The organism is Burkholderia sp. BCC1644, from assembly GCF_902833225.1.
In the GTDB taxonomy this organism is placed as follows: Bacteria; Pseudomonadota; Gammaproteobacteria; order Burkholderiales; family Burkholderiaceae; genus Burkholderia.
The window spans coordinates 1-22,360 of sequence record NZ_CADFEI010000008.1 but is presented as its reverse complement, the minus strand read 5'-3'; the positions used below and the strand labels follow the sequence as shown (position 1 = coordinate 22,360).

Sequence of the window (22,360 nt, the reverse complement as noted above, 5' to 3'; positions counted from 1 at the left end):
TCCGGGAAGGCATCGCGCGCGGGCTCGCAGCTACCGCTGCGCGGCGACGATCGCCATCATCGGGCGGTCGCGTTCCTCGTCGAGTGCGGGCATCGCGTCGACTTGCTCGGGCGTCGGCCCCCATTCGTCCAGGTGCGTGAGCGTGAAGCCGTTGCCGATCAGCAGGTTCACGAGCGTGCCGAGCGTGCGATGCTGCTTGACGACGCCCGGCGCGAGCCAGTCGGTCACGCGCTCGCCTTCGCACTGGTATCCGTCGACCGGCCAGGATCGCTTGCCTTGCGCGTCGACGACGAAGCCGGGCCGGCGCGGTGCCGTGTAGATCGGATGCTCGATCGAGAACACGAGCTGCCCGCCCGGCACGAGCGCGCGATGGATCGTGCGCAGCAGCGTGTCGAGATGCGCGATGTAGTGGAACGCGAGCGAGCTGTAGGCGAGATCGAACGCGGCGTCCGGCAACGCGAGCGTTTCGAGGTCGGCGCGACGGTACGTGATCGCCGGATGCGCGGCAGTCGATGCCGCGCGTTCGAGCATGCGCTCCGATACGTCGACGCCGAGCACGCTGGCCGCGCCGTGATCGGCCGCCCAGCGGCTGAACCAGCCGTAGCCGCAACCGAGGTCGAGCACGCTGCGGCCGCGCAGGTCGGGCAGCAACGCACGCAGCGCGGGCCACTCGGGTGCGCCGTCGAGCCCGAGAACCGAGCGGTTCAGGCGGCTGTAGCCTTCGAAGAAGGCCGGGTCGTCGTAGATGTTCTGCGCCATGCGTCGGGCCTCGTGCGAGCGGGCACACGGTGCGGCGTGCCCGAACCCGCGAGCTTACGCGGGGTGCCTTCCCGCGTCGATCCTGCGCTGCGTGTCGGCGTCGACGATGGCGCGGATCGCGCTGAACAGCGGCGCGGCGTCGGTATGGCGGCGGCCGTAGTCGAGATTGAATGCGTAGTCGAAATCGGGCGGATTGCTGCCCTGGTTGTGCTGCAGGATCGTTTCGAGTTTGTCGAGCGCCTTCGCCGCGCGCGCTTCCGGCGACGCCGCTGCCTCGTATTCGTCCCACAGCGCGACGATCTCGTCGCGCCGCGCGCGGTCGAGCGATGCGGTCAGCGTCAAGAGGTCGTCCCGTTCGTGCGCGCTCTTGTCGGGGTGTGCGGCCTGCTCGATCGCGGGGATGTCGCCATGCAGCGCCTCGCCGAGATCGTGGACGACGCACAGCTTCAGCAGCTTCAGCGTGTCGATGCCGGGCAGCGCGTCGGCGAACACGAGCGCCATCAGGCACAGCCGCCAGCTGTGCTCGGCCGTGCTTTCGGGACGGCCGCCCGATGTGTGGCCGCTGCGCAGCACGTCCTTCAGGCGTTCGGCTTCGCGCAGGAAATCGAGTCGCGCGTGGATCGTATCGGGGTTCATGATCGTCGTCCTTGCGATGAGCCGTCCAGCGTACGCCGGCCGCGCGCGGTTCGTCCACGCATGAAATATGCGCGGTGCGCGCTAAAGCGTCTCGACGAGCCGCGCGGCCGAACCGTCCGACAGCGTCATGCGCGTCCATCGGCACCGGCTGCCGCGGATCGGCACGACGCGCGACGCGTTCGCGCCCGTGTCGAACTCGACGCTCGGCGGCCCCGCGCGGTCATGCCAGCCGAGCGGGTCGAGCGCGGCTTCCATGCGGACGATCTCCGGCGTCGCGAAGCACCACAGCGACGTACCGAGCAGCATCGACAGCGGTTGCGAGAATTCGGCTGCGCGCGTTGGCGAGCAGGCGAGCAGAGTGTGCGTGAGATCGCACACGAGATGCATGCGGCCCGCGCTGCCCGCGATCAGCCGCGCGAGCGCGTGATCGCCGGCGGAATCGAGGCGCGCGGCGAGCAGCCGCTCGGCCGTCGCGCGTTCGTCGGGCGACATCTGCTGGCGGCCGGCTTCCCAGCGCGAGATCGTCGACTGCGCGACGCCGAACAGTTCGGCCGCATGGCTTTGCTTGACGCGGTGCAGCGCGCGCCAGCGCTTGAGCTGCGGGCCGAGCGGCGGCGCGTGTAGCGGTGACGCGGTCATGGCGACGCTCCGGTTGCGGTCGTTGGTTGCGCTCGCGTGTCGTGGTCTGGCGTCACCGGCGCAACGGCGGCGACGCCTGCGCCGTCACATGATCTTGAGGCCGCCGTTTGCCTCGATCGCGATGGCCGCGAACGGCACGAGCACGATGCCGCCCAGCACGAGCACGCCATCGGCGGCCACCGTGATCGGCGTGGCGAGGATCCGCAGGCCCATGCCGACGACGGACGGCGATTCCTTGATGTACACCGAGTACCGCTGGTTGAACGGTTGCGCGGCGCCCTTGTCCTGCTCGGCGAAACCTTCCGTCGAATAGCGCTTGCCTTCGATGTCGCCTTCGAGCACGAGGCCGGCCGGCTCGGCGGTGAATCCGTCGGTGCTCGCGGCCTGGCGGGCGTCGTCCGGCGCGTCCTTCGGCAAGACGATCCGGTAGTGCCCGGTGATGCTGCCGCCGCGCGCATGGAAGTCGGCGAACGTCGTATGCAGCGATTTCCGGTAGCCGGACAACAGTACCGGCCGCAATTGCGCCGGCAGGTCGAAGATGTAATGGTAGTTCGTGCCGAGGACGACCAGCTTCTTGCCGTCCTGGGTGATCATGAAGCTCGTGACGTATTCGCGGTATGCGTCGTCCTTGTACAGCTTCGGCGTGAAGCAGCCCGACAGCGCGAGGCTGCTCGCGGCCATGCCGGCGACCAGCAGGCGCCGGCGCGTGATGAATGTGCTCATTTCTTGTTGTCCCGTCTGTGCGGTTCGGTTTGGTGGCTTTCGCCCTCGGAAGCCGGATTCTCGCGTATCCGCGGCAGCTTGTCGAACGGGAAATCTGCCATGGCAGCGGCCGGCCGGACTGACCCGCCCGCGGACGAAAACGTTTTCGTCCCGCTTTCAACCGGCTCCGCCATATCTTATTATTCGGCCAGAGCGGCGCGTGCCGGCCGCCATCGGTCATGTCGAGGCATGACGCGCCGGCAACGATGACCGCCTTCCGGCCGCCGCGTCGCACGACGCCAGGCCGACATGACCGGGAACGCGAGGCCGCGCGTATCCCGAAAAACGACACGAGGGCGCGATGGTACGACTGGTGTTGCTGTTGCTGGGCATCGAATACTTGCGAACCCGCTGGCGCGGCCTGACCGTGCTCGGCTGGGTGTGGGTGGCAGCCGGCGTCGGCATTTTCGTCGACGCGCTCGACGGCGCGCTGCATTTCCCGATCGAGCTGTTCGCGTGGCTGTTCCTGATCGAGGGGCTCGCGACGCTCGCGGTGGCCGGTAGCGGCGTCGGCGGGCAGCGCATCCTGCGCTACGTGAAGGGCATCGTGGTCGTGGTGGCCGCGGGGCTCGTGTTCGCCGGCCATCACCACGGCCATTTCCTGCTGTCGATGATCTTCGGCACGCTGTTCCTCGTCGACGGGCTGCTGCAGTGCACGTCCGCGTGGATGGTGCGCTACCGCCGCTGGAACGTCGCGTTCGCGTGGGGCGTCATCGAGATCCTGCTGGCGGTGTTCTTCTTCCAGCCGTACCCGACGCATTACGTCGGCACCGTGCCGTACTGCCTCGGCCTGCTGCTGATGTTCGGCGGCATGCACATGCTGAGCCTCGCCGCGCGCGTGCGGCGGCTGACGCGCAATCCCGCGTTCGCGACCTCGCCCGCGCTCGTGCCCGATCTCGACGATGCACGCGACCGGCCGCGGTTCGCGCAATCCGAATGGGACGGCCCGCCGGCCGACGGCGAACCTGCGCTCACCGTGCATGTGTGGACGCCGACCGGCACGTCGAAGGCGGAAGCGCAGCGCTATCCGGTGATCGACCGCTATATCGCGGCGGTGGACGTCAACGGTGTGATCTCGACCGGGCATGCGGCGCTGGAGTCGCCCGAAGGCATCTATATCAGCCTGTACCCGGGCGTCGAAATCGATCGTTCTCCGGATGAATTCACGCGCATCCTGCGTGCGACGCACGAGAACGACGTGCCGGGCCTGTTCCAGCCCGACTACGCGACCGAGTCGAACGCGTGGTGCCCGTCGACCGTGCGCGTGCGCATCCGCAACTACGATCCGGCGAAGCTCGGCGCATTCTGGTCGTCGTACCGGCAGGACGTCACGTACAACCTCACGCACCGCAACTGCTCGAGCACCGTGTCGAATGCGCTCGAAGCCGCGCTCGACGGCGCGGTGTGGCGGCTGAAGGGCACGCGGGCCGGGTGGGGCGCGTTCGTGCGGCTGCTGCTGACGCCCGAGCTGTGGGTGGCCGCGCAGATCCGCAAGCGCGCGGTGACGATGGCGTGGACGCCCGGCCTCACGCTCGACTATGCACGCGCGCTCAGCATGCTCGCCGATCCGCGGCCGTTCGCGTGGTGGAAGGTCGCGCGTTCGGCGGTGAAGGCGATCATGGCGTCGCGCCGTGCGTGGCGCGAGCAGGACAGTGCGGCGCTGTCGCCCGGCGGATCGGAGGCGGCGTCGATGAAGTGATCGCGTGGCGCCGGACGAGGGCCCGGCGTGACAGGGGGCGCCACCGTGCGGCCCGGCGAGTGTGCCCGCCATAACAACCCACAGACGACGACAATGAACGAGACGAGAGCTTTCCGTATCCTGATTCCCGCTGCGCTCGTGCTGGCCAGCACCGGCCTCGCGCAGGCCAGCACGGACGAAGTGCCGCGCATGAGCAACGACGTGTACCGGACGTCGGTATCGTTCTGCTCGAACGTCGCGGCCGCCGAGAAGATCGAATGCCAGGGCGACATGATCGCCGCGGGCAGCCGGATCGTCGCGGCGATCGGCGGCTTGCCGCCGGCGTCCGCCACGGCGATCGACGAAGGCGCGCGCAACAAGCTGCCGCCGGAGGAGCGCAAGGGGCTCGCGCCCGTCGAGCCCGGCGCGATCGACAAGGACGACGACGTGGCCGGGCTCGCCGGCATGGTGCGCCTCTGCGACGTGTACGAATCCGAGCCGGCGTCGCGCGCGCGGCATCACGCGGCGCTGCAGCAGAAGGCGCCCGATGCCGCACCGCGTGTCGAGGCGTTGCTGGCCGATGCGTCGACGGCGGCGCGCCAGCGCGTCAGCATCGGCGTGTGGCAGATTCTCGCGCTCGAAGGCCCCGAAGCGTCCGCGCGTGCGTGCACGCAGCTCGGCACCGGTTCGTGAGTGCCCGTTCGCCGCGGATGCGTGTCGCGCGGCCGTCGACGTGCCGGCATCGATAGTGCGGTGTCCGGCGCGCGGCGGGACGGTCGGCCGCTCGCGATCGTGGCCGGCCTGACCCGTATCGGCATGCCGGGTGTCCGGGCGGCCCGCGAATTCTTTCGTCCACCTTCATATTCGTGCCACGTTGCGACGGCAACAATCGCGGGCAGACATTCGACAACCGTGCGGCGCATCCCGCGACCGCATGCCTTTTCCGAGGAAACACGCCATGCTCAAGACGCTCGCCCGCGCCGCTGCCGCACTCGCCGTCGCTTCCGTGTCGCTGCACGCCGCCGCGCAGACCAGCTACGACTACCTGTTGCTCGCCGCATCGTGGGAGCCCGGCTTCTGCGCGTCGCACGACACGCCGGAATGCACGAACCTCGCCGGCTCGTATGCGGCGACGAGCCTGTCGCTGCATGGCCTGTGGCCGAACCGCTATGACGGCAACCAGCCGTTCTACTGCGGCGTGCCGCAGAACGACATCGACCTCGACAACGCGCACCAGTGGTGCAGCATGGACGCCTATCCGATCAGCAGCGCGACCCGCAACACGCTGTCGACGTACATGCCGGGTGTCGCGTCGTGTCTCGACAAGCACGAATGGTTCAAGCACGGCACCTGCTCGAATTCGGCGACGCCCGATGCTTACTGGAACCAGGCGTCGGGCATGATCAGCCGGCTCGGCAATACGTCGTTCAACGCATTCCTGCAGGCGAACGCGGGCAAGACGGTTACGCGCAACCAGTTGCTGTCCGCATTCGAAGGCGCATTCGGCAGCAATACGCGCAGCGCGGTGTCGCTGAAGTGCACGAAGACGAACGGCGTGAGCTACTTCACCGAAGCCTGGATCGCGGTGAAGACGAATGCGGCCGCGCAGTTCCCGAGCACGGCGTCGCTCGTGACTGACGGCAATACGCAGGGCACGTGCCCGACGTCGGGCGTGTACATCGCGAAGTAACGGGGAGGGGGGCGGCGCGTGCGTCGTCGCGCACGCCGTCGCCCATTGCACCTTCGGCGGAATGCCCGGCCACGGCAGCCGGGCCGGTTTCGGTGCGTCGCGCTGCGGCTCGGCTCGTGTGCGCGTAGCGTGCGCTTATGCGAGCAGCCGCAACGCGTCCTCGAGCGACAGCACCGTCGTGCGCGATTCGAAGGCGGTGGAGAACAGGTGCTCGTGAACTACCGGGTCCGGGTCGTAGCAGCAATCCTTGACCGTATACAGGCGGAAGTCCGCGTCGCTCGCGTGGGCGATCGACGACAGCATCACGCCCGTCGACGCGATGCCGACCATGATCAGCGAATCGACGCCTTGTTCAACCAGCCGCGCTTGCAGATCGGTGCCGAAGAACACGCTGGCGCGGTGCGCGACGATCAGCGGCTCGTCGGCCTGCCGGCCGAGCTCCGGCGACGGGCCGTCGTCGATGAAGAGGCCGAGCTGCTTGATCCCCTGGCCGTTCTTGTTGCGCGGGTTGACTTCCGGATAGCCGGGGCTGAACCGGAGGTTCGCGAACCAGACGCCGATGCCGCTTGCCCGCGCCGCATCGCAGAGTCGGCGCGTATTGGCGAGCAGCCCGGGCGCGACCGACGGAAAGAGGCCGAGGATGTCGGTCTGGTAATGCATGACGAGCAGCGCCGTGCTTGACGGCACGATGGCGGGAATCGGCGCGGATGGGTCGTCGCCGGGGTTCGTGCGGGGTGTCGATGCGATATCCGGTGCGTTTTGCCGAGTCATGAACGAGGGTCTCCGATAGCCCGCGGGAATTTCAGCGTCCCCGATTTGTACCGGAAAATCGGGTCGGCCGCCGATGCGATTTTCGTAGGGGCATTTTGCTGCGTCGCGCGGCAGTTTTCGTCGCAGCGACGCCAGGTTTGCGCGCGGCCGCAATATACTGGCGAGCGCGTGATCGACCAACGGTCGGTCGCGGCAGGGCGACGCCGATGTTGATGGTCGGCTGCAACTGTTCGCCGCTGCCGGTTGGCCGGTTTCGCGTGGATCGTGTCCAAAGCGGCGGTGCCATTTCATGTCACGTTGCGCCAACACGAGCTACAGGTCATGCCAGTTGCCGGATTCAATCACTACAATCTGCGGGCGGATCGATCGACACTCGATGTGCTTCGCGATTTCCATGTCGACATCGTCGGCTTGCAGGAAGGGTTTCGCCCGCCGTTCAAGCGCTTCGGGTATGGGGTGTACGCGGGTAAGCAAGACGTGCTGCATCTGACGGAAGCGCGGCCGGACGAGTCGCGTTCGTCGAACGTTGCCAATACGTTCGATCACGTCGCGTTTTCCTGCGCGGATGCCAGCGAAATGGCGCGTCACCTGACCGACGCCCGCGTGGAATTCACACGCGAGTACGTTCTGCTCATGGGCCAGGTGCAGATTTTCTTCAACGATCCGTGCGGAAACGGCGTCGAGTTGAACTTCGCGCAAGCTGAATGAGCGCGCAGGGCGTTAGCGTTCAAGCGACGCATGCCTCATTGGGTTTGCGTCGGGGCGGATCGATTCGGCAGCCCGATCGCTTCGCCATTTTCGGCGGCGGCTCGAATCCGGAGTCGACGCGGATGGTCAGATGGCGGCATCGAAATCAATGACATCCGGCGGTCGGGCAGTGCCGCCTCGACAACGCCGGACACGATAAACAGGCGCCACTTTGGCGCTCGACCTGGAAGAAGGGGAATTCATGGGAGTGGTACATATCGTTTTTGGGCCGCAAGGTGCCGGCAAGTCGACTTACGCGCGTACGCTCGCAGCGTCGTCCGGCGCGACGCGTTTCTCGATCGATGAGTGGATGGCACAGCTGTACGGGCCGGATCTTCCGGAGCCGCTTCAATTGAGCTGGCTCATGGAGCGGGTGCAGCGCTGCGAGAGTCAAATCTGGCGTACTGCCGAGCAGATCGCGAAAAATGGCGGGAACGTCATTCTCGATCTCGGTTTCATGAAGGCGCGAAATCGTTCGGCGTTTGTCGATCGAGCCAGGGACGCTGGTATTTCGAGTGAATTGCACTTTGTCACGGCCCCGCCTGACATCCGCCGCGGCCGTGTTTTGGCGAGGAATTCGGAAAAGGGCGAGACGTTTTCGTTCGAGGTTTCGCCTGCCATGTTCGACTTCATGGAAAAGGAATTCGAAGCGCCGACGTCGCTCGAACTCACATCGGCAATCGTGTTCGATTCTCATATCGCGGCTGCGTGATCGTGTGATCGGGCTGGCGCTTGCTTTTTGGGTACAGGTAGCGGAGCGGCAGGAGTTGGAGCGCTCGGCTCCTGCACTCGAAGGTGGTGCTCGAGTTTTCGAGCGCCCGATTCACGGAAGGTCGATAGTTCGATTGATTGGCGGAACGCTTGCGGTGGTGCCGACGATCATCTCCGCTAGTGCACCAGATCACCATGAATCTGCAGGCTTTCCATTGTGTTGCGGTGAATTTGAAACCCGTGCTGCATCAGCGCGGCCTGGATTTTCGCGAGGGCTGACGCGCATCGCCGCACGCGGCGCCGCTGCCAGAAAGGCGGCGTGAATACGCCCAGCGGCAACATCCGTACACGCTGACCGTTCAGACTGAATGAAACGTCGATATGCGTTCCGTCGACATCGTGTCCGTTGCTGCCGAACATATCGGCCAGTTCGTCTCGGCGGGCGGGATAGAGCAAGCGGAACGTGCCGATTCCCGGCGAGCGAAACTGACGACGGGCGAAACCGAGGCCGGATGCTCGCGGCTCGTAGCCGCGTGTCAGGATCAGGCTGATCTCGGCGAGCAACGCGGACTGGATCGCCTGCAGAGTGTGCCGATATTCACCTGCCGCTGTCGCACCAGATTCAGCACGCCAAACTTTCCCGCCTGAAAAAATCGACCTTCCGGTATAAGTCGTCAACCACTCCAGCGCCAACGTGCCGGCGCTCCGGCAATATGAACTGACATGTCGTGCCTTCGGCACAAACTGCGTGCAAGTGCTGCGCCTCGCTCGATGACCGGGATCGGCCACAAACGGCCGTTCGACACAGCAATTTAGATCGTCGACAACCGGTGCAGATAAGGGCGTAGCCTTTAGCGGTTACCGTCGATCAGATCGTTCAGCAGCGCATCGAACGCGGCCTGTGCGTCTTCAAGTTCCTGCAGGGCGGCATCAAAGGTTTGCAGCGCGAACGGCGAAGGCTCGCCGCTGCCTTGCGGCGGAAATTGCTTCTGCATCGAGGCAAACGTACTCTGCACGCGCAGCGTGGCGGCCACCATGCGCTCCATCGCCTGGGTTTCTTCGGCTCGGGCCTGTTCCGGATTCATTCCTCTCTCCTTGGATGGTTTGCTTGAAGACCAGATCGTACACGCTGTGTCCGTTCTTGCCGCCCTTGGCAGAACGACTCCGTTGAAGGTTCCAACGGTACGCTGCGGGAGAAGCGATTCAATCGGGAATGATTCCGCAGTCGCGCCGAGGCCAAGATACTCATCGAGCTTGGCTACACAATCCCGCCGCAGGTCACAACGATTGGCCGCTTTGGATGAGTCTGAAGGGCCGTTCAGGGTCGATTGCTGCCGATAGCCGAATTCCCCATTGAGCGGGCCGGCGCGCGCCGACATGAATCTGCCGCCGCTGCGCCAGATGAGGCGTGCTTGACCTTGACGCCTCAAAAAATCGAGCGCCCCGTATACGTCGTCAACCACTCCAGCGCCAACGTCCCCGCCAGCGAGTTCCCGTTCGCATCCAGCCCCGGCGCCCACACGCACACGGCCATCTCCCCCGGCAGCACCGCAACGATCCCGCCGCCGACGCCGCTCTTCGCCGGCAGCCCGACGCGATACACGAAATCGCCGGCCGCATCATAAGTGCCGCAAGTCAGCATCAGCGCCGACAGCCGCTTCGCCGAACTCGAATCGACGATCCGCTCGCCCGTCACCGGCGCGACGCCGCCGTTCGCAAGAAACAGCGCGGCGCTGGCGAGTTCGACGCAGTTCATCGTGATCGCGCACTGGCGGCAATACGCGTCGATCACCGTGTCGGGCGGCATCTGCATGTTGCCGAAGCTCGCCATGAAATGCGCCATCGCGCGGTTGCGCTCGGCATGCTGCAGCTCCGACTGCGCGACGCGCGAATCGTAGTCGATGTCGTTCGTGCCGATCATCCGCCGGACGAACTCGACGAGCGCCGTCTCGGCCTTCACGAAGCGGCGGCACAGCACGTCGGTGACGACCAGCGCGCCCGCGTTGATGAACGGATTGCGCGGTTTGCCGCGTTCGCTCTCGAGCTGGACCAGCGAATTGAACGCGTTGCCGGACGGCTCGCGGCCGACCCGTTCCCACAGGTCGTCGCCCAGCAGCTGGAACGCGAGCGTGCACGCGAACAGCTTCGAGATGCTCTGGATCGAGAAACGCTCGTGCGCGTCGCCGACCGTGTAAACGTTCCCGTCGAGCGTCACGACGGCCATCCCGAACTTGTCGGCAGGCACTTTCGCGAGTTCGGGAATGTAGTCGGCAACCCGCCCCTGGCCAATCCAGGGGGCGAGTTCGGTGTGGATGCGTTCGAGGATCGTCTGGTAATTCATCACGTCAGGCAGGGTAGAGGCGCGGCCCGGATTCCGGCGAGCCCGTATGGAACCGTCCCGGCGCCGATTCGTCAAGCTCGGACGGTATCGCGCCCTTATTTTCAAGACCGTCAAACGGGCAAGCGGCGGTCGCAGTATCATGCGGTACGTTTCGGCCGATGGCCGGCGTCCGGCACCGGCCGGCGCCGCCGCGGCCCTCCTGATGATCCGACCGCTGCCCATGTCTTTTCGTATCCTGCTCGTCGAAGACGACACCCGCCTGTCCACGCTGATCGCCGGCTACCTGCGCAAGAACGACTATGAAGTCGACACTGTGCTGCACGGCGACGCCGCGGTGCCGGCGATCCTGTCCCTTCGTCCCGATCTCGTCATCCTCGACGTGAACCTGCCGGGCAAGGACGGCTTCGAAATCTGCCGCGAGGCGCGCAAGCAGTACGACGGCGTGATCATCATGGTGACGGCGCGCGACGAGCCGTTCGACGAGCTGCTCGGCCTCGAGTTCGGCGCGGACGACTACGTGCACAAGCCGGTCGAGCCGCGCATCCTGCTCGCGCGGATCAAGGCGCAGCTGCGCCGTGCGCCCGCGCGCGCGACCGAGAGCGCCGCGCCGCAGCCGGAGCGCTACGCGTTCGGCAAGTTCTCGATCGACCGTACCGACCGCACCGTCGTGCTGCCCGACGGCAGCACCCCCGACCTGACGTCGGCCGAATTCGACCTGCTGTGGGCGCTCGTGTGCCACGCGGGCGAAGTCGTCAGCCGCGACGACCTGATGCTGCAGTTGCGCGGCGTCGAATTCGACGGCCTCGACCGCACGATCGACGGGCGCATCTCGAAGCTGCGCCGCAAGCTGCGCGACGACGCGAGCAACCCGCAGCGGATCAAGACGATCCGCAGCAAGGGTTATCAATTCAGCAAGCACGCGTGGGAATGACGCGGCCAGCGCGCGACGCCGTCACGTTCCGCGCGGGCATTCCGCCCGCCGGCCGGGAGCCGCGATGATCCGACGAACCCGTTCGCACCCCGATGCACCGCCGCTGCCGACGCTGCGCTACGTCAAATGGCGCTGGCTGCATTTCCGCCGCGCGTGGACCGACACGCGCGCCGACCGCATTCCGAGCTGGTCGCGCCTCTATGTGCGGACCTACCTGCATCTGCTCGGCCTCGTCCTGCTGACCGCGCTCGTGCCGGCGCTCGCGCTGTGCGTCGAATTGTCGCCACAGGTCGTGTGGCATGCGTTCGACTCGCTGCCGGGCGATATCTGGATCGTGCTCGCGTTCGTGTTCGCCGCGCCCGCGCTCGCCGCGTACCGGTGGATGCGGCCCGTCTGGTCGGATCTCGTGATGGTGCGCGAACGCGCGATCGACTTCACGGGCGGGCGCTTCAACACGCGTGCGCGGGAATCGCACAGCGTGATCATCGGCCCGCTCGCGCGGACGCTGAACGCGCTGGCGATGCGCATGGAGCGGCTGATCGCCGCGCAGCGCGACCTGACGAACGGCATTTCGCACGAACTGCGCACGCCGCTCGCACGCGTGCGTTTTGCGCTCGAAATGCTGCGCGAGCCGGGTTCCGCGGCCGAATACCAGAGCGCGCTCGAGAGCATCGCGCAGGACGTGACCGAGCTCGAGGAATTGATCGACATGAGTCTGACGTTCGCGCGGCTCGAGTACAGCTCGCTGCAGTCGAACCTCGAGATGACCGCGCCCGTCGCGTGGTTCGAGCATCAGGTCAACGACGCGCAGCTGCTGTATCCGGAGCGCGCGATCGAGTCGCGCATCGCGATCGCATCGGACCTGCGCGTGAAGATGGACCGGCGGCTGATGTCATACGCGATGCGCAACCTGTTGCGCAACGCGAGCAAGTACGCGCGATCGCGGATCGTCGTCGGGATCTCGCTCGTACACGGCAACATCGGGATCTTCGTCGAGGACGACGGCCCCGGCGTGCCCGAGAGCGAGCGCGAACGGATCTTCGATGCCTTCGTGCGCCTCGACCGCCGCACCGGCGGCTACGGGCTCGGCCTGTCGATCACGCGGCAGGTGCTCCATGCGCACAATGGCCGGATCGCGGTCGTCGATCCGGTCGAGCTCGGCGGCGCGCGCTTCGAAATCAGCTGGCCGGTCTAGCCATTCCGCAGATGAGGTTCGATCCTCGATCGCCGCAATCGCGGCGCGCTTGCACGTGGAATGCGAGGGCGCACGACAGTATCGAGCACGCGCAAGCGCGGGCGGTGGCGATGGCCGGGGATTTCTGATCGGGAGTGCGAAGGCAAGACGGCAACGCGGTAAAACGCGGATGCCGCCGAAGCGGCATCCGCGCATGCTCAGTACGTGCGGCCGAGCTGCAGGTAGAAGTTGCGGCGGCCGCCCGGCGCGAGCGCCACGCCGATGTAGACAGGCCCGAACGCGGTCGACAGGCTCGTGAAGAACGTATAGCTCTGCTTGAGCGCGCCGCCGCCGATCTGCTGCCCGCTCGACCACACGTTGCCGACTTCCGCGCTGGCGCCGACCGACAGCGCCTTGATCGGCGACGCGTTGAACGTCATCAGCTGGTTCATGTAGGTGATCTGACCGTACGCGAGCTCGTTGCCGTTCAGCTGGTCGGCCGCATACGCGGACAGGTGCTGGAAGCCGCCGAGCGTGAAGTTGAACGCGTTGATCAGGTTGGTGCCGCCGATGCTCTTGCCGCCTTCGATCGTCGCGCTGACGCTGTGCCGGCCGAACTGCTGCGCCACCATCGCCTTGCCGTAGATCTCGGTGTAGGGCGCGTTGTTGATGCTGTCGTCGAACTGGCTCGCCGAGCCCCCGTTGCGCGACACCAGCGAGCGCTCGACGCGCAGTTCGGTGAAATAGCCCTTGCGCGGGAACAGCGGATCGTCGAGCTGGTCGATGACGAGGCGTGCGCGCGCGGTCAGCGCCTGGGAGGTGAAGCTCGGCCACAGCAGGTTCTGGCCGCTGCCGTCGTCGAACGGCAGGTTGTAGGTCGGCGAGCCGTGCCCGGTCACGTAGCCGATACCGATCCGGAAGTCGCCGAGCCGCGCGATCGGCAGGCCGAAATCGATCCCGGCGCGCGCCGTCTGCATCAGGTACTGCGTGATCTTCACGTCGCCGGTGTCGTCGTACAGGTTCGCGTAGCGGCGCTGGTACTCCGCGTAGGGCGACAGGTAGACGCCGTAGGCCATCGACAGCGGCTGGCGGAATTCGACGCGCGCCGACTGCAGGTCGCTGCCGATCGTCGTGTCCGCGCGGAATTCGAGCCCCGATTCCGTGAGCCAAGGCCGCCGGTAGCCGACATGCAGGCGGAAGCCGCCCTCGTCGGTCGAACTGCTCGACATGCCGAGCCCGAACAGCAGGAAATTCGGCCCCCAGTACTTCTCTCGCGCGTTGATCTCGAGCACGTTGTCGTCGCCGTGGCTCACGATCTGCTGCGTGACGCTCTCGAAATTGCCGCCCGTCGTGAGCCCGAGCAGATCCTGACTGACGGTCTGCGGATCGTAGGTATCGCCGGGCTTCACGTGCAGCGCGTTGCTGACGACGCGCTTCGGCACGCCGCCGCTGGTCTTGATGTCGATGCGCGTGATCCGGATCGGCGGCGGCAGCGGCTGCGCGTGCGCGGACCGGTAGGCCGCGTACTGCTCCGGCGTGAGCGCGAAACGCCGCAGCTTCGGCAGCGCGGCGGTCGCGGCGGCCGCGCCGGCGGCGATCGCCTGCTTCGCGTTCTGGAAATCGGTAAACGCGAGCGCGCCGAGGTCCGGCGTGAGCAGCACGTCCTGTGCGTCGAGCTGCTTGCGCTGGGCGGTCACGTTCTGGCGGATCAGGATGCCGACCATCTGCTGCATCACGTCGGCGGGCGATGCAAGCGCGTCGAGCGGGCGCAGTTGCGAGCCGATGTCGACCGCGATCACGACGTTCGCGCCCATCTGCCGCGCGGTGTCGACGGGCAGGTTGCTGACGAGCCCGCCGTCCACGAGCGCGCGCCCGTTGATCTCGGCCGGGGCGAACAGGCCGGGCATCGCCATGCTCGCGCGGACCGCGAGCGGCAGCGAGCCGTGGTCGAGCACGACCATCTGGCCCGTCTGCAGGTCGGTCGCGACCGCACGGTACGGGATCGGCAGGTGGTCGAACGGCTGGTTGGTCGGCACGGCGGCCGTCCAGTTCGCGAGCAGCGCCTGCAGCCGGTTGCCCTGCACGAGGCCGACCGGCGCCTTCACGCCTTTCTTGCCGAATCCGAGCGTCAGCCCGTTGATGTACAGCCGTTCGTCTTCCCGGCTGGTTTGCGGCAGGTCCGCGCGCTCAGTCACGTCGAACGCGATATCCGCGAGGTTGACCTCCGACAGCCGTTTTTGCATCTCGTCGGCCGCCATCCCGCTCGCGTACAGGCCGCCGACGACGGCGCCCATGCTGGTGCCCGCGATGCAGTCGATCGGGATGCGGTTGTCTTCCAGCACCTTCAGTACACCGAGGTGAGCGTAGCCGCGCGCACCGCCGCCGGACAGCACGAGGCCGATCGACGGGCGGCCGGCCGGGCCGCCGTCGGCCGTGCAGGCGTTCGCCGGCGCAGCGGGCGTGGCAGCCGGCGCGGCAGCAGCAGCGGCAGCGGTGACGGCCGGGGCGGCGGCGGGTGCGGTGGCCGGCAGCGGCTGCGCGGCGACCGTGCAGCACCAGAAGGCGACGAGCGTCGTGCAGAGCGGGCGCACCCGCGCCCAGCGGAAGGAAACGGTCGCTGTCATGGTGGAAATACCTGGCGTGATCGGGCGTCTGAGGCCTGCCGGGAGCAGGCAAGACCGAGAGATTACCGTGTTTTACAGAGGCAATGCGAGAGGCCGTTGCGTAGCCGGATGCGTCCGGAACGGCAAATTTGACAATTGCGTCGCGAAAAAATCATCGGAATTGCCTAAAGTATCGGAACGATTTGCCGCTAAGCTCGTGATGGGGCGGCATGGACGCGCCGCGAAAAATTCGGCGCGGCTGTCCTGGCCCGTTCGTTCACAAAGGTTTGATATGTCGACACCGCTGTTCGGAAAGTTGTTTGCGCAACCCGTTGCGATCGACCCTGGAACGGCGAGTACGCGGATTTATACGCACGAGCGCGGCGTGGTGCTGAACCAGCCGTCGGTCGTCTGCTTCCGCAAGGGCGGCGCGACCGACGCACGGCCGACGCTCGAGGCGGTCGGCGAACTCGCGAAGGCGCTGCTCGGCCGCGAACCGGGGCATCTCGAAGCCGTGCGGCCGATGCGGCATGGCGTGATCGCCGACGCGCACGCGGCCGAGCAGATGATCCGCAGCTTCATCGACATGTCGCGCACGCGCTCGCGCTTCGGCCGCCGTGTCGAGGTCACGTTGTGCGTGCCGTCCGACGCGACGGCCGTCGAGCGCCGCGCGATCCGCGAGGCCGCGTTCGCGGCCGGTGTATCGGACGTCGAACTGATCGAGGAGTCGCTCGCGGCCGGGCTCGGCGCCGGCCTGCCGGTCACGGAGCCGGTCGGCTCGATGGTCATCGACATCGGTGGCGGGACGACCGAAGTCGCGGTGATCGCGCTCGGCGGGATCGTCTACCGCGAGGCGATCCGCGTCGGCGGCAGCCAGTTCGACGCGGCGATCGTCAATCATGTCCGCAACCTGTATGGCGTGCTGCTCGGCGAGCAGACGGCCGAGCACGTGAAGAAGACGATCGGCTCGGCCACCAGCGCGGTGCCGCGCACGTCGACGCGCGCCGTCGGGCGCAGCATCAGCGACGGCCTGCCGCGCTCGGTCGAGCTGTCCAACCACGACGTCGCGGACGCGCTGACCGCGCCGCTCAAGCAGGTGATCGGTGCGGTGAAGTCGGTGCTGGAAAACGCACCGGCCGAGCTCGTGACCGACATCGCGCATCGCGGCGTGGTGCTGACGGGCGGCGGCGCGCTGCTCGCCGATCTCGAACGCCTGCTGCACGACGAGACGGGGCTGGTCGCCCGGATCGCCGACGAACCGGCCACCTGCGCGGTGCGCGGCGCCGGCGAGGCGATGGGGCGGCTCGCGATGTGCCCGGTCGACTGATTCGGGCCCTGCCGGGCCGTGCATCGCGGCGCGGCCATTCGCATTCTTTCGATCTCCGCAGATCTTCGCAGACCTCCGTCTTGCCTGCCTGCACCGCCGGGCACGCTTCTCCGGTCGACTTGCCGGAAGGCTGGCCGCCGTCCGGCATCGGCCCGTCGCGTGGACACCCGAACGCGCACCGTGCTAGCGTTACGCGCCCGTGCGGGACCGGGCAAGCCGAAACGCACGACGAGCCCGACGACCTGAGAGACCGAAAACCTTGAAAAACCACACCAAACGGGGCTTCCTTGCCCGAACGGGCCGCCTGCTGGCCGTCGTTGCTTGCCTCTGGATCGTCGCAGCCGTTGCGCTCGTCACGTACGGGATGCGGATGCCGAGCGAGCCGGCCGATGTCGCGGTGATCTTCGGCAACGCGCTCGACGAGACCGGTGCGCCGAAGCCGGTGCTTGCCGCCAGGCTGGATGTCGGCGTGCGCTGCTACCGCACGGGGCAGTGCCCGGCGTTCCTGGTCAGCGGCGCGATCGACGGCCCCGGGCTGAACGAGGCGACCGCGATGCGCGACTATCTGGTGGCGCATGGCGTGCCGGCCGACCGGATCGCCGTCGACGACCAGGGCGACAACACGCTCGCGACCGCGCAGCACACGCTCGCGTACCTGCAGGCGCACAACCTGTCGCGCGTGCTGATCGTCAGCCAGTACTACCACCTCGCGCGAGCGCGCCTCGCATTCGAGCGCGTCGGCATCGCAAGGGCGAACATCTCTGCCGCGTATCCGGGCCGTTTCCAGTTGCGCGATGTCTATTCGAGCTGGCGCGAAGTGCCGGCCTACGCGGTGTATGCGGTGCGGTTGTGGGTGAACCCCGATGCGCGGCCTGTTTCGTTCCGGCCGATGCTTTATCTGATGAGCCTGTTTTCGTAACGCGCCGCACGGCGAACGCTGCCGCGTGCGCGTGGTTCTCTTTTTCCTTCCGGTTTCCTCTTCGCGGCACGCATGTTTCAGACATTCGGCAAGCGATAACGATTCGCATTGCAGTTTTGATGCAAGGTGAAAATCAAGGCAATTTCGCCAGGCACCCGAAAATCCAGGTTTAATCCAATTATTAAGTGGATGCTGATTAATCGTGTCGGCGATTTGTGAGAATTAAAATATTGCACTGCGGGACGCATATACCTTGAAGCGAAGCTGCGCATCAGCGTTTTCACGGATGCGGTGATTCTGTTATTTTTGCGAAAAATCAAATCGGAAAGACGAAAAGCATGCGGGACGTCGTCGCGGGGCGTCTTTTGGCAAGTAAAAAATACATGCTCGCCAGCCCTTGATCCGATGGGTAAACATCGACTGGAAAATGGTTTGAGTTTGATATAGCCTTGTCTGACAAAAGCAGGGCAGTAATCAAATCAACCAGAAAGTTGCTGCAGAAAAACAGGGGCCACCATCATGTCATTCGACTAGTCTTGCGTCTGCAATCCCGATCCCGGGCTGATTAAAAATCCATCCATGAATAAACCGACGTCGCATCGCGACTGCCGGGGCGGACGCTTTTGTCCGTGATTTTCTGCTGCGCGCGGTCCGGTACGGCCGCAATACCAATATCAAAACCAAAGCCAAAAACGAGGGAAAGCATGAACCTTGCGCGTTCGAAAAAAGCCGGTGAGCCGTTTCCGAGACTGCTGTTACCCACGGGCGTTTTCCTGGCATTGTCCGGCGCGGGTATCGTGCCTGCCAATGCGACCTGCAGCACGGCAGGCACGACGGTGACCTGCTCCGGGGTCGCGAACCCGCTTCAGCCGAGCTACTCGAACAGCGCCAACAACGTGCACGCGACGGTCAACCCCGGCGCAAGCGTCGGCGTGCTGCTCGGCGTCGGCGGTACCGCGATGTCGTTGACCGGCAACGGCGTCACGCTGACCAACAACGGCACGATCGATCCGTCCGCACTCGGCACGGGCCTCGGCGTGCTGTCGAGCGGGGCCGTGGTCGGCAATGCGTCGGCGAGCGCGAACACCACCGTCGTCAACAACGGCACGATGAACGGTTCGACCGGCGTGGCGATCAGCGGCGTGACGGGCATGGCGCTGTCGGTCCAGAACGGCACGGGCGGCACGTCGAATATCACCAACACCGGCACGATCGGGTCCAACCCGCTGGTCGGTGCGACGCTCGTCGGCGCGGACGCGCCCGTGGTCACCGCATACGGCGGCGCCACGGTCAACATGTCGAACAGCGGCACGATCAACGGCCGCGTCGCGCTCGGCTCGAACGGCACGCCCGGGCAGGGCAATACGTTTACCAACTCGGGCACGATCAACGGCAGCGTGTCGATGGGCGCGAACAGCAACAACACGTTCAATGCCATGACGGGCTCGTCGGTCAACGCGGCGGGCGGCACCGGCGGCGCGTTCAACATCACGGTCGGCCCGAACACGCTCAACGTGGCGGCGACGGGCATCGTCGACGGCGGCGCGGGCGGCAACAACACGCTCAACCTGCAGCAGCAGGGCGGCGGGCCGGCGACCGGCTCGATCAACAGCAGCAACTACATCAATTTTCAGCACCTGGACGTCGGCAGCGGTACGTGGACGCTGAGCGGTGCATCCACCGCGCAGGACGCGACGCTGAGCGGCGGCGTCGCGATCGTCGACAACAACGCGGGGCTCGGCACCGGCACGATCACGGGCAACGGCGGGGCGATCCAGAGCGCCAACTCGGCCGTCAACCTCAGCAACAACGTGACGCTCGGCGCGGGCGGGCTCACGGTGCAGGGCGGCAACAATCTCGGGCTGTCCGGCTCGATCAACGGTGGCGGCAGCCTGACGCAGAACGGCACGGGCACGCTGACGCTCAGCGGCGCGAATACCTACTCGGGCGGCACCAACCTCAACAGCGGCGGCATCGTGCTCGGCAACGGCGCCGCACTCGGCACGGGCACGCTGACCGTCGGCGGATCAGGCACGCTCGACACCAACGCCGGCATGACGGTCGGCAACAACATCGCGATCAACACCGGTGCGACTCTCACGCTGGGGGGCAGCAACAACCTCGAACTGTCGGGGCAGGTGTCCGGGGCCGGTGGCCTGACCAAGAACGGGGCCGCCACCACGACGCTGACGGGCGCGAACGCTTATACGGGCGGCACGACGGTCAATGCGGGCACGCTGGCGTTGGGCGCGGGCGGCTCGCTTGCGGCGACGGGCGCCGTGAACCTCGCCGGCGCGGGCGCCAGCTTCGATATCAGCGCGTCGGGTGCGAACCAGACGATCGGCGGGTTGAGCGGTGTGGCCGGTTCGACCGTCGCGCTCGGGGGCAACACGCTGACGATGGGCGATGCGGCGAACCAGACGTTCGGCGGCACGATCGGCGGCACGGGCGCGATCGTGAAGCAGGGCACCGGCACCGAAACGCTGACCGGTGCGAACACGTACACGGGCGGCACGACGATCGCGAACGGCACGCTGGCGCTGGGCGCGGGCGGCAGCCTTGCGGCGGGCGGTGCGGTGAACCTGAGCGGCGCGGGTGCGACGTTCGACATCAGCGGTTCGGGCGCGGCACAGACGGTCGGCGCGCTGAGCGGCGTGGCCGGCACGACGGTTGCGTTGGGCGGCAACGGGCTGACGTTCGGTGATGCGACGAACCAGACGTTCGGCGGCGCAATCACGGGCACGGCGGGCGTCACGAAGCAAGGTAGCGGCACCGAGACGCTGACCGGCGCGAACACGTACACGGGCGGCACGACGGTCAACGCGGGCACACTGGCGATCGGCGCGGGCGGTTCGCTGTCGGCGACGGGCACGGTGAATCTGGCGAATGCGGGCACGACGCTCGACGTCAGCGCGTCGACCACACCGCAGGCGATCGGGGGGCTCGCGGGCGCAGCCGGCTCGGCGGTCAATCTCGGCTCGCAAAACCTGACGCTGGGCGACGCTGGCAGTCACACGTTCGGCGGCACGATCGGCGGCACGGGTGCGATCACGAAGTCGGGCACGGGCACCGAGACGCTGACGGGCACGAACACGTACACGGGCGGGACGACGATCGCGGGCGGCACGCTGGCGCTGGGCGCAGGCGGCAGCCTTGCGGCGGGCGGCGCGGTGAACCTGAGCGGCGCGGGCGCAACGTTCGACGTCAGCGGTTCGGGCGCGGCTCAGACGATCGGTGCACTGAGCGGCGTGGCCGGCACGACGGTTGCGTTGGGCGGCAATGGATTGACGTTCGGCGATGGTACGAACCAGACGTTCGGCGGCGCGATCACGGGCACGGCCAGCGTGACGAAGCAAGGCAGCGGCACCGAAACCCTGACCGGCACGAACACGTACACGGGCGGCACGACGATCGCGAACGGCACGCTGGCGATCGGCGCGGGCGGCTCGCTTGCGGCGGGCGGCGCAGTGAACCTCACCGGTACGGGTGCCGGCTTCGACATCAGCGCGGCGGGTGCGAACCAGACGGTTGGCGCACTGAGTGGCGTGACGGGGTCAAACATCGCACTCGGCGGCAACACGCTGACCTTCGGTACCGCGACGAACCAGACGTTCGGTGGTTCGATCGGCGGCACGGGTGGGATCGTGAAGCAGGGTACCGGCACCGAAACGCTGACCGGCGCGAACACGTATACGGGTGGCACGACGGTCAATGCGGGCACGCTCGCGATCGGCGCGGGCGGTTCGCTTGCGGCGACGGGCACGGTGAATCTCGCGAATGCGGGCACGACGCTCGACGTCAGCGCGTCGACCACGCCGCAGGCGATCGGCGGTCTCGAGGGCGCGGCCGGCTCGGCGGTCAATCTCGGCTCGCAAAACCTGACGCTGGGCGACGCCGGCAATCACACGTTCGGCGGCACGATCGGCGGTACCGGTGCGATCACGAAGTCGGGCACGGGCACGGAGACGCTGACGGGTACGAACACGTACACGGGCGGCACGACGATCGCGGGCGGTACGCTGGCGCTCGGCGCAGGCGGTAGCCTTGCGGCGGGCGGCGCCGTCAACCTGAGCGGCGCGGGCGCTAGCTTCGATATCAGCGCATCGGGTGCGAACCAGACGGTCGGCGCGCTGAGCGGTGTGGCCGGCACGACGGTTGCGCTGGGCGGCAATGGATTGACGTTCGGCGATGGCACGAACCAGACGTTCGGCGGTTCGATCACCGGAACGGCGGGCGTCACGAAGCAAGGCAGCGGCACCGAGACGCTGACCGGCGCGAACACGTACACGGGCGGCACGACGGTCAACGCGGGCACACTGGCGATCGGCGCAGGCGGTTCGCTGTCGGCGACGGGCACGGTGAATCTGGCGAATGCGGGCACGACGCTCGACGTCAGCGCGTCGACCACGCCGCAGGCGATCGGGGGGCTCGCGGGCGCGGCCGGCTCGGCGGTCAATCTCGGCTCGCAAAACCTGACGCTGGGCGACGCCGGCAATCACACGTTCGGCGGCACGATCGGCGGTACCGGTGCGATCACGAAGTCGGGCACCGGCACGGAGACGCTGACGGGTACGAACACGTACACGGGCGGCACGACGATCGCGAACGGCACGCTGGCGCTGGGCGCAGGCGGCAGCCTTGCGGCGGGCGGCGCAGTGAACCTCACCGGTAC

At 66.9% G+C, this 22,360-nt stretch carries 20 protein-coding genes; 10 read left to right on the top strand and 10 right to left on the bottom strand.

Going from position 1 to position 22,360, the window contains the following annotated elements:
• Positions 1 to 30: 30 nt before the first annotated feature.
• The 4 genes from HWX87_RS17295 to HWX87_RS17280 all read right to left on the bottom strand — a co-directional run bounded on the left by HWX87_RS17295 (position 31) and on the right by HWX87_RS17280 (position 2,757).
• Entirely contained in the window at positions 31 to 759 is a 729-nt protein-coding gene (locus HWX87_RS17295; protein ID WP_176048252.1) for a class I SAM-dependent methyltransferase, read from the bottom strand.
• A gap of 54 nt (positions 760 to 813) precedes the next feature.
• The gene (locus HWX87_RS17290) at positions 814 to 1,395 is read right to left on the bottom strand and encodes an HD domain-containing protein (RefSeq protein ID WP_176048251.1); all 582 of its coding nucleotides are present in this window, start codon (positions 1,393 to 1,395) and stop codon (positions 814 to 816) included.
• A gap of 81 nt (positions 1,396 to 1,476) precedes the next feature.
• Complete coding sequence (locus HWX87_RS17285; protein WP_176048250.1) at positions 1,477 to 2,034, bottom strand: helix-turn-helix transcriptional regulator; 558 nt, start codon at positions 2,032 to 2,034, stop codon at positions 1,477 to 1,479.
• A gap of 84 nt (positions 2,035 to 2,118) precedes the next feature.
• On the bottom strand, positions 2,119 to 2,757 hold the full coding sequence (locus HWX87_RS17280) for a hypothetical protein (protein WP_176048249.1): 639 nt from the start codon (positions 2,755 to 2,757) through the stop codon (positions 2,119 to 2,121).
• 340 nt (positions 2,758 to 3,097) lie between these two features.
• Here HWX87_RS17280 and HWX87_RS17275 point away from each other — a divergent pair, with 340 nt between their 5' ends.
• The 3 genes from HWX87_RS17275 to HWX87_RS17265 all read left to right on the top strand — a co-directional run bounded on the left by HWX87_RS17275 (position 3,098) and on the right by HWX87_RS17265 (position 6,164).
• Complete coding sequence (locus HWX87_RS17275) at positions 3,098 to 4,495, top strand: DUF308 domain-containing protein (RefSeq protein ID WP_176048248.1); 1,398 nt, start codon at positions 3,098 to 3,100, stop codon at positions 4,493 to 4,495.
• 93 nt (positions 4,496 to 4,588) lie between these two features.
• Positions 4,589 to 5,167 carry a hypothetical protein gene (locus HWX87_RS17270; protein ID WP_176048247.1) on the top strand — a complete coding sequence of 193 codons (579 nt, stop codon included), beginning with the start codon at positions 4,589 to 4,591 and terminating at the stop codon, positions 5,165 to 5,167.
• Between the two features lie 265 nt (positions 5,168 to 5,432).
• Entirely contained in the window at positions 5,433 to 6,164 is a 732-nt protein-coding gene (locus tag HWX87_RS17265; RefSeq protein WP_176048246.1) for a ribonuclease T2, read from the top strand.
• A gap of 135 nt (positions 6,165 to 6,299) precedes the next feature.
• On the opposite strand, the gene HWX87_RS17260 is transcribed toward HWX87_RS17265, so the two are convergent.
• On the bottom strand, positions 6,300 to 6,935 hold the full coding sequence (locus HWX87_RS17260; RefSeq protein WP_176048533.1) for an isochorismatase family cysteine hydrolase: 636 nt from the start codon (positions 6,933 to 6,935) through the stop codon (positions 6,300 to 6,302).
• A 321-nt stretch (positions 6,936 to 7,256) separates the two neighbouring features.
• Between HWX87_RS17260 and HWX87_RS17255 the strand changes: the two genes are divergently transcribed.
• Positions 7,257 to 7,643: a VOC family protein gene (locus HWX87_RS17255; RefSeq protein ID WP_176048245.1), complete on the top strand. Its 387-nt coding sequence runs from the start codon at positions 7,257 to 7,259 to the stop codon at positions 7,641 to 7,643.
• A gap of 211 nt (positions 7,644 to 7,854) precedes the next feature.
• On the top strand, positions 7,855 to 8,394 hold the full coding sequence (locus HWX87_RS17250; protein ID WP_208456537.1) for an ATP-binding protein: 540 nt from the start codon (positions 7,855 to 7,857) through the stop codon (positions 8,392 to 8,394).
• Between the two features lie 176 nt (positions 8,395 to 8,570).
• Here HWX87_RS17250 and HWX87_RS17245 read toward each other — a convergent pair whose 3' ends face one another.
• The 3 genes from HWX87_RS17245 to HWX87_RS17235 all read right to left on the bottom strand — a co-directional run bounded on the left by HWX87_RS17245 (position 8,571) and on the right by HWX87_RS17235 (position 10,734).
• Positions 8,571 to 9,071, bottom strand: coding sequence for a hypothetical protein (locus HWX87_RS17245; RefSeq protein ID WP_208456536.1), 501 nt, complete (start codon positions 9,069 to 9,071; stop codon positions 8,571 to 8,573).
• Positions 9,072 to 9,244: 173 nt separating this feature from the next.
• Positions 9,245 to 9,478, bottom strand: a complete 234-nt coding sequence (locus HWX87_RS17240) for a hypothetical protein (RefSeq protein WP_011549124.1) — start codon at positions 9,476 to 9,478, stop codon at positions 9,245 to 9,247.
• Positions 9,479 to 9,819: 341 nt separating this feature from the next.
• Positions 9,820 to 10,734 (bottom strand): glutaminase, encoded by a 915-nt coding sequence (locus tag HWX87_RS17235; RefSeq protein WP_176048244.1) that lies wholly within the window; start codon positions 10,732 to 10,734, stop codon positions 9,820 to 9,822.
• 220 nt (positions 10,735 to 10,954) lie between these two features.
• Here HWX87_RS17235 and HWX87_RS17230 point away from each other — a divergent pair, with 220 nt between their 5' ends.
• Together HWX87_RS17230 and HWX87_RS17225 are read left to right on the top strand one after the other, a co-directional pair.
• Entirely contained in the window at positions 10,955 to 11,665 is a 711-nt protein-coding gene (locus HWX87_RS17230; RefSeq protein ID WP_176048243.1) for a response regulator, read from the top strand.
• Positions 11,666 to 11,729: 64 nt separating this feature from the next.
• Entirely contained in the window at positions 11,730 to 12,860 is a 1,131-nt protein-coding gene (locus HWX87_RS17225) for an ATP-binding protein (protein ID WP_119338161.1), read from the top strand.
• 197 nt (positions 12,861 to 13,057) lie between these two features.
• Here HWX87_RS17225 and HWX87_RS17220 read toward each other — a convergent pair whose 3' ends face one another.
• Positions 13,058 to 15,463, bottom strand: coding sequence for a patatin-like phospholipase family protein (locus HWX87_RS17220; RefSeq protein WP_176048242.1), 2,406 nt, complete (start codon positions 15,461 to 15,463; stop codon positions 13,058 to 13,060).
• Positions 15,464 to 15,734: 271 nt separating this feature from the next.
• Here HWX87_RS17220 and HWX87_RS17215 point away from each other — a divergent pair, with 271 nt between their 5' ends.
• Both HWX87_RS17215 and HWX87_RS17210 read left to right on the top strand, forming a co-directional pair.
• Positions 15,735 to 16,769 carry a rod shape-determining protein gene (locus HWX87_RS17215; protein ID WP_176048241.1) on the top strand — a complete coding sequence of 345 codons (1,035 nt, stop codon included), beginning with the start codon at positions 15,735 to 15,737 and terminating at the stop codon, positions 16,767 to 16,769.
• Between the two features lie 259 nt (positions 16,770 to 17,028).
• Complete coding sequence (locus tag HWX87_RS17210; RefSeq protein WP_176048240.1) at positions 17,029 to 17,688, top strand: YdcF family protein; 660 nt, start codon at positions 17,029 to 17,031, stop codon at positions 17,686 to 17,688.
• Positions 17,689 to 18,253: 565 nt separating this feature from the next.
• Here the strand turns inward: HWX87_RS17210 and HWX87_RS38045 are convergent.
• Positions 18,254 to 18,394, bottom strand: coding sequence for a hypothetical protein (locus HWX87_RS38045; RefSeq protein ID WP_244137698.1), 141 nt, complete (start codon positions 18,392 to 18,394; stop codon positions 18,254 to 18,256).
• On the opposite strand from HWX87_RS38045, the gene HWX87_RS17205 reads away from it, so the two are divergent.
• On the top strand, positions 18,393 to 22,360 hold a 3,968-nt coding region (locus HWX87_RS17205), incomplete at its 3' end, for an autotransporter-associated beta strand repeat-containing protein (protein ID WP_176048239.1). The two genes, HWX87_RS38045 and HWX87_RS17205, sit on opposite strands and share 2 nt — an antisense overlap.

Coding starts and splice junctions, on each gene's coding strand:
- HWX87_RS17290 (WP_176048251.1), bottom strand. CDS start 1,395: ATGAACCCCGATACGATCCACGCGCGACTCGATTTCCTGCGCGAAGCC.
- HWX87_RS17285 (WP_176048250.1), bottom strand. CDS start 2,034: ATGACCGCGTCACCGCTACACGCGCCGCCGCTCGGCCCGCAGCTCAAG.
- HWX87_RS17280 (WP_176048249.1), bottom strand. CDS start 2,757: ATGAGCACATTCATCACGCGCCGGCGCCTGCTGGTCGCCGGCATGGCC.
- HWX87_RS17275 (WP_176048248.1), top strand. CDS start 3,098: ATGGTACGACTGGTGTTGCTGTTGCTGGGCATCGAATACTTGCGAACC.
- HWX87_RS17235 (WP_176048244.1), bottom strand. CDS start 10,734: ATGAATTACCAGACGATCCTCGAACGCATCCACACCGAACTCGCCCCC.
- HWX87_RS17220 (WP_176048242.1), bottom strand. CDS start 15,463: ATGACAGCGACCGTTTCCTTCCGCTGGGCGCGGGTGCGCCCGCTCTGC.
- HWX87_RS17230 (WP_176048243.1), top strand. CDS start 10,955: ATGTCTTTTCGTATCCTGCTCGTCGAAGACGACACCCGCCTGTCCACG.
- HWX87_RS17260 (WP_176048533.1), bottom strand. CDS start 6,935: ATGACTCGGCAAAACGCACCGGATATCGCATCGACACCCCGCACGAAC.
- HWX87_RS17270 (WP_176048247.1), top strand. CDS start 4,589: ATGAACGAGACGAGAGCTTTCCGTATCCTGATTCCCGCTGCGCTCGTG.
- HWX87_RS17265 (WP_176048246.1), top strand. CDS start 5,433: ATGCTCAAGACGCTCGCCCGCGCCGCTGCCGCACTCGCCGTCGCTTCC.
- HWX87_RS17240 (WP_011549124.1), bottom strand. CDS start 9,478: ATGAATCCGGAACAGGCCCGAGCCGAAGAAACCCAGGCGATGGAGCGC.
- HWX87_RS38045 (WP_244137698.1), bottom strand. CDS start 18,394: ATGCTTTCCCTCGTTTTTGGCTTTGGTTTTGATATTGGTATTGCGGCC.
- HWX87_RS17215 (WP_176048241.1), top strand. CDS start 15,735: ATGTCGACACCGCTGTTCGGAAAGTTGTTTGCGCAACCCGTTGCGATC.
- HWX87_RS17295 (WP_176048252.1), bottom strand. CDS start 759: ATGGCGCAGAACATCTACGACGACCCGGCCTTCTTCGAAGGCTACAGC.
- HWX87_RS17255 (WP_176048245.1), top strand. CDS start 7,257: ATGCCAGTTGCCGGATTCAATCACTACAATCTGCGGGCGGATCGATCG.
- HWX87_RS17225 (WP_119338161.1), top strand. CDS start 11,730: ATGATCCGACGAACCCGTTCGCACCCCGATGCACCGCCGCTGCCGACG.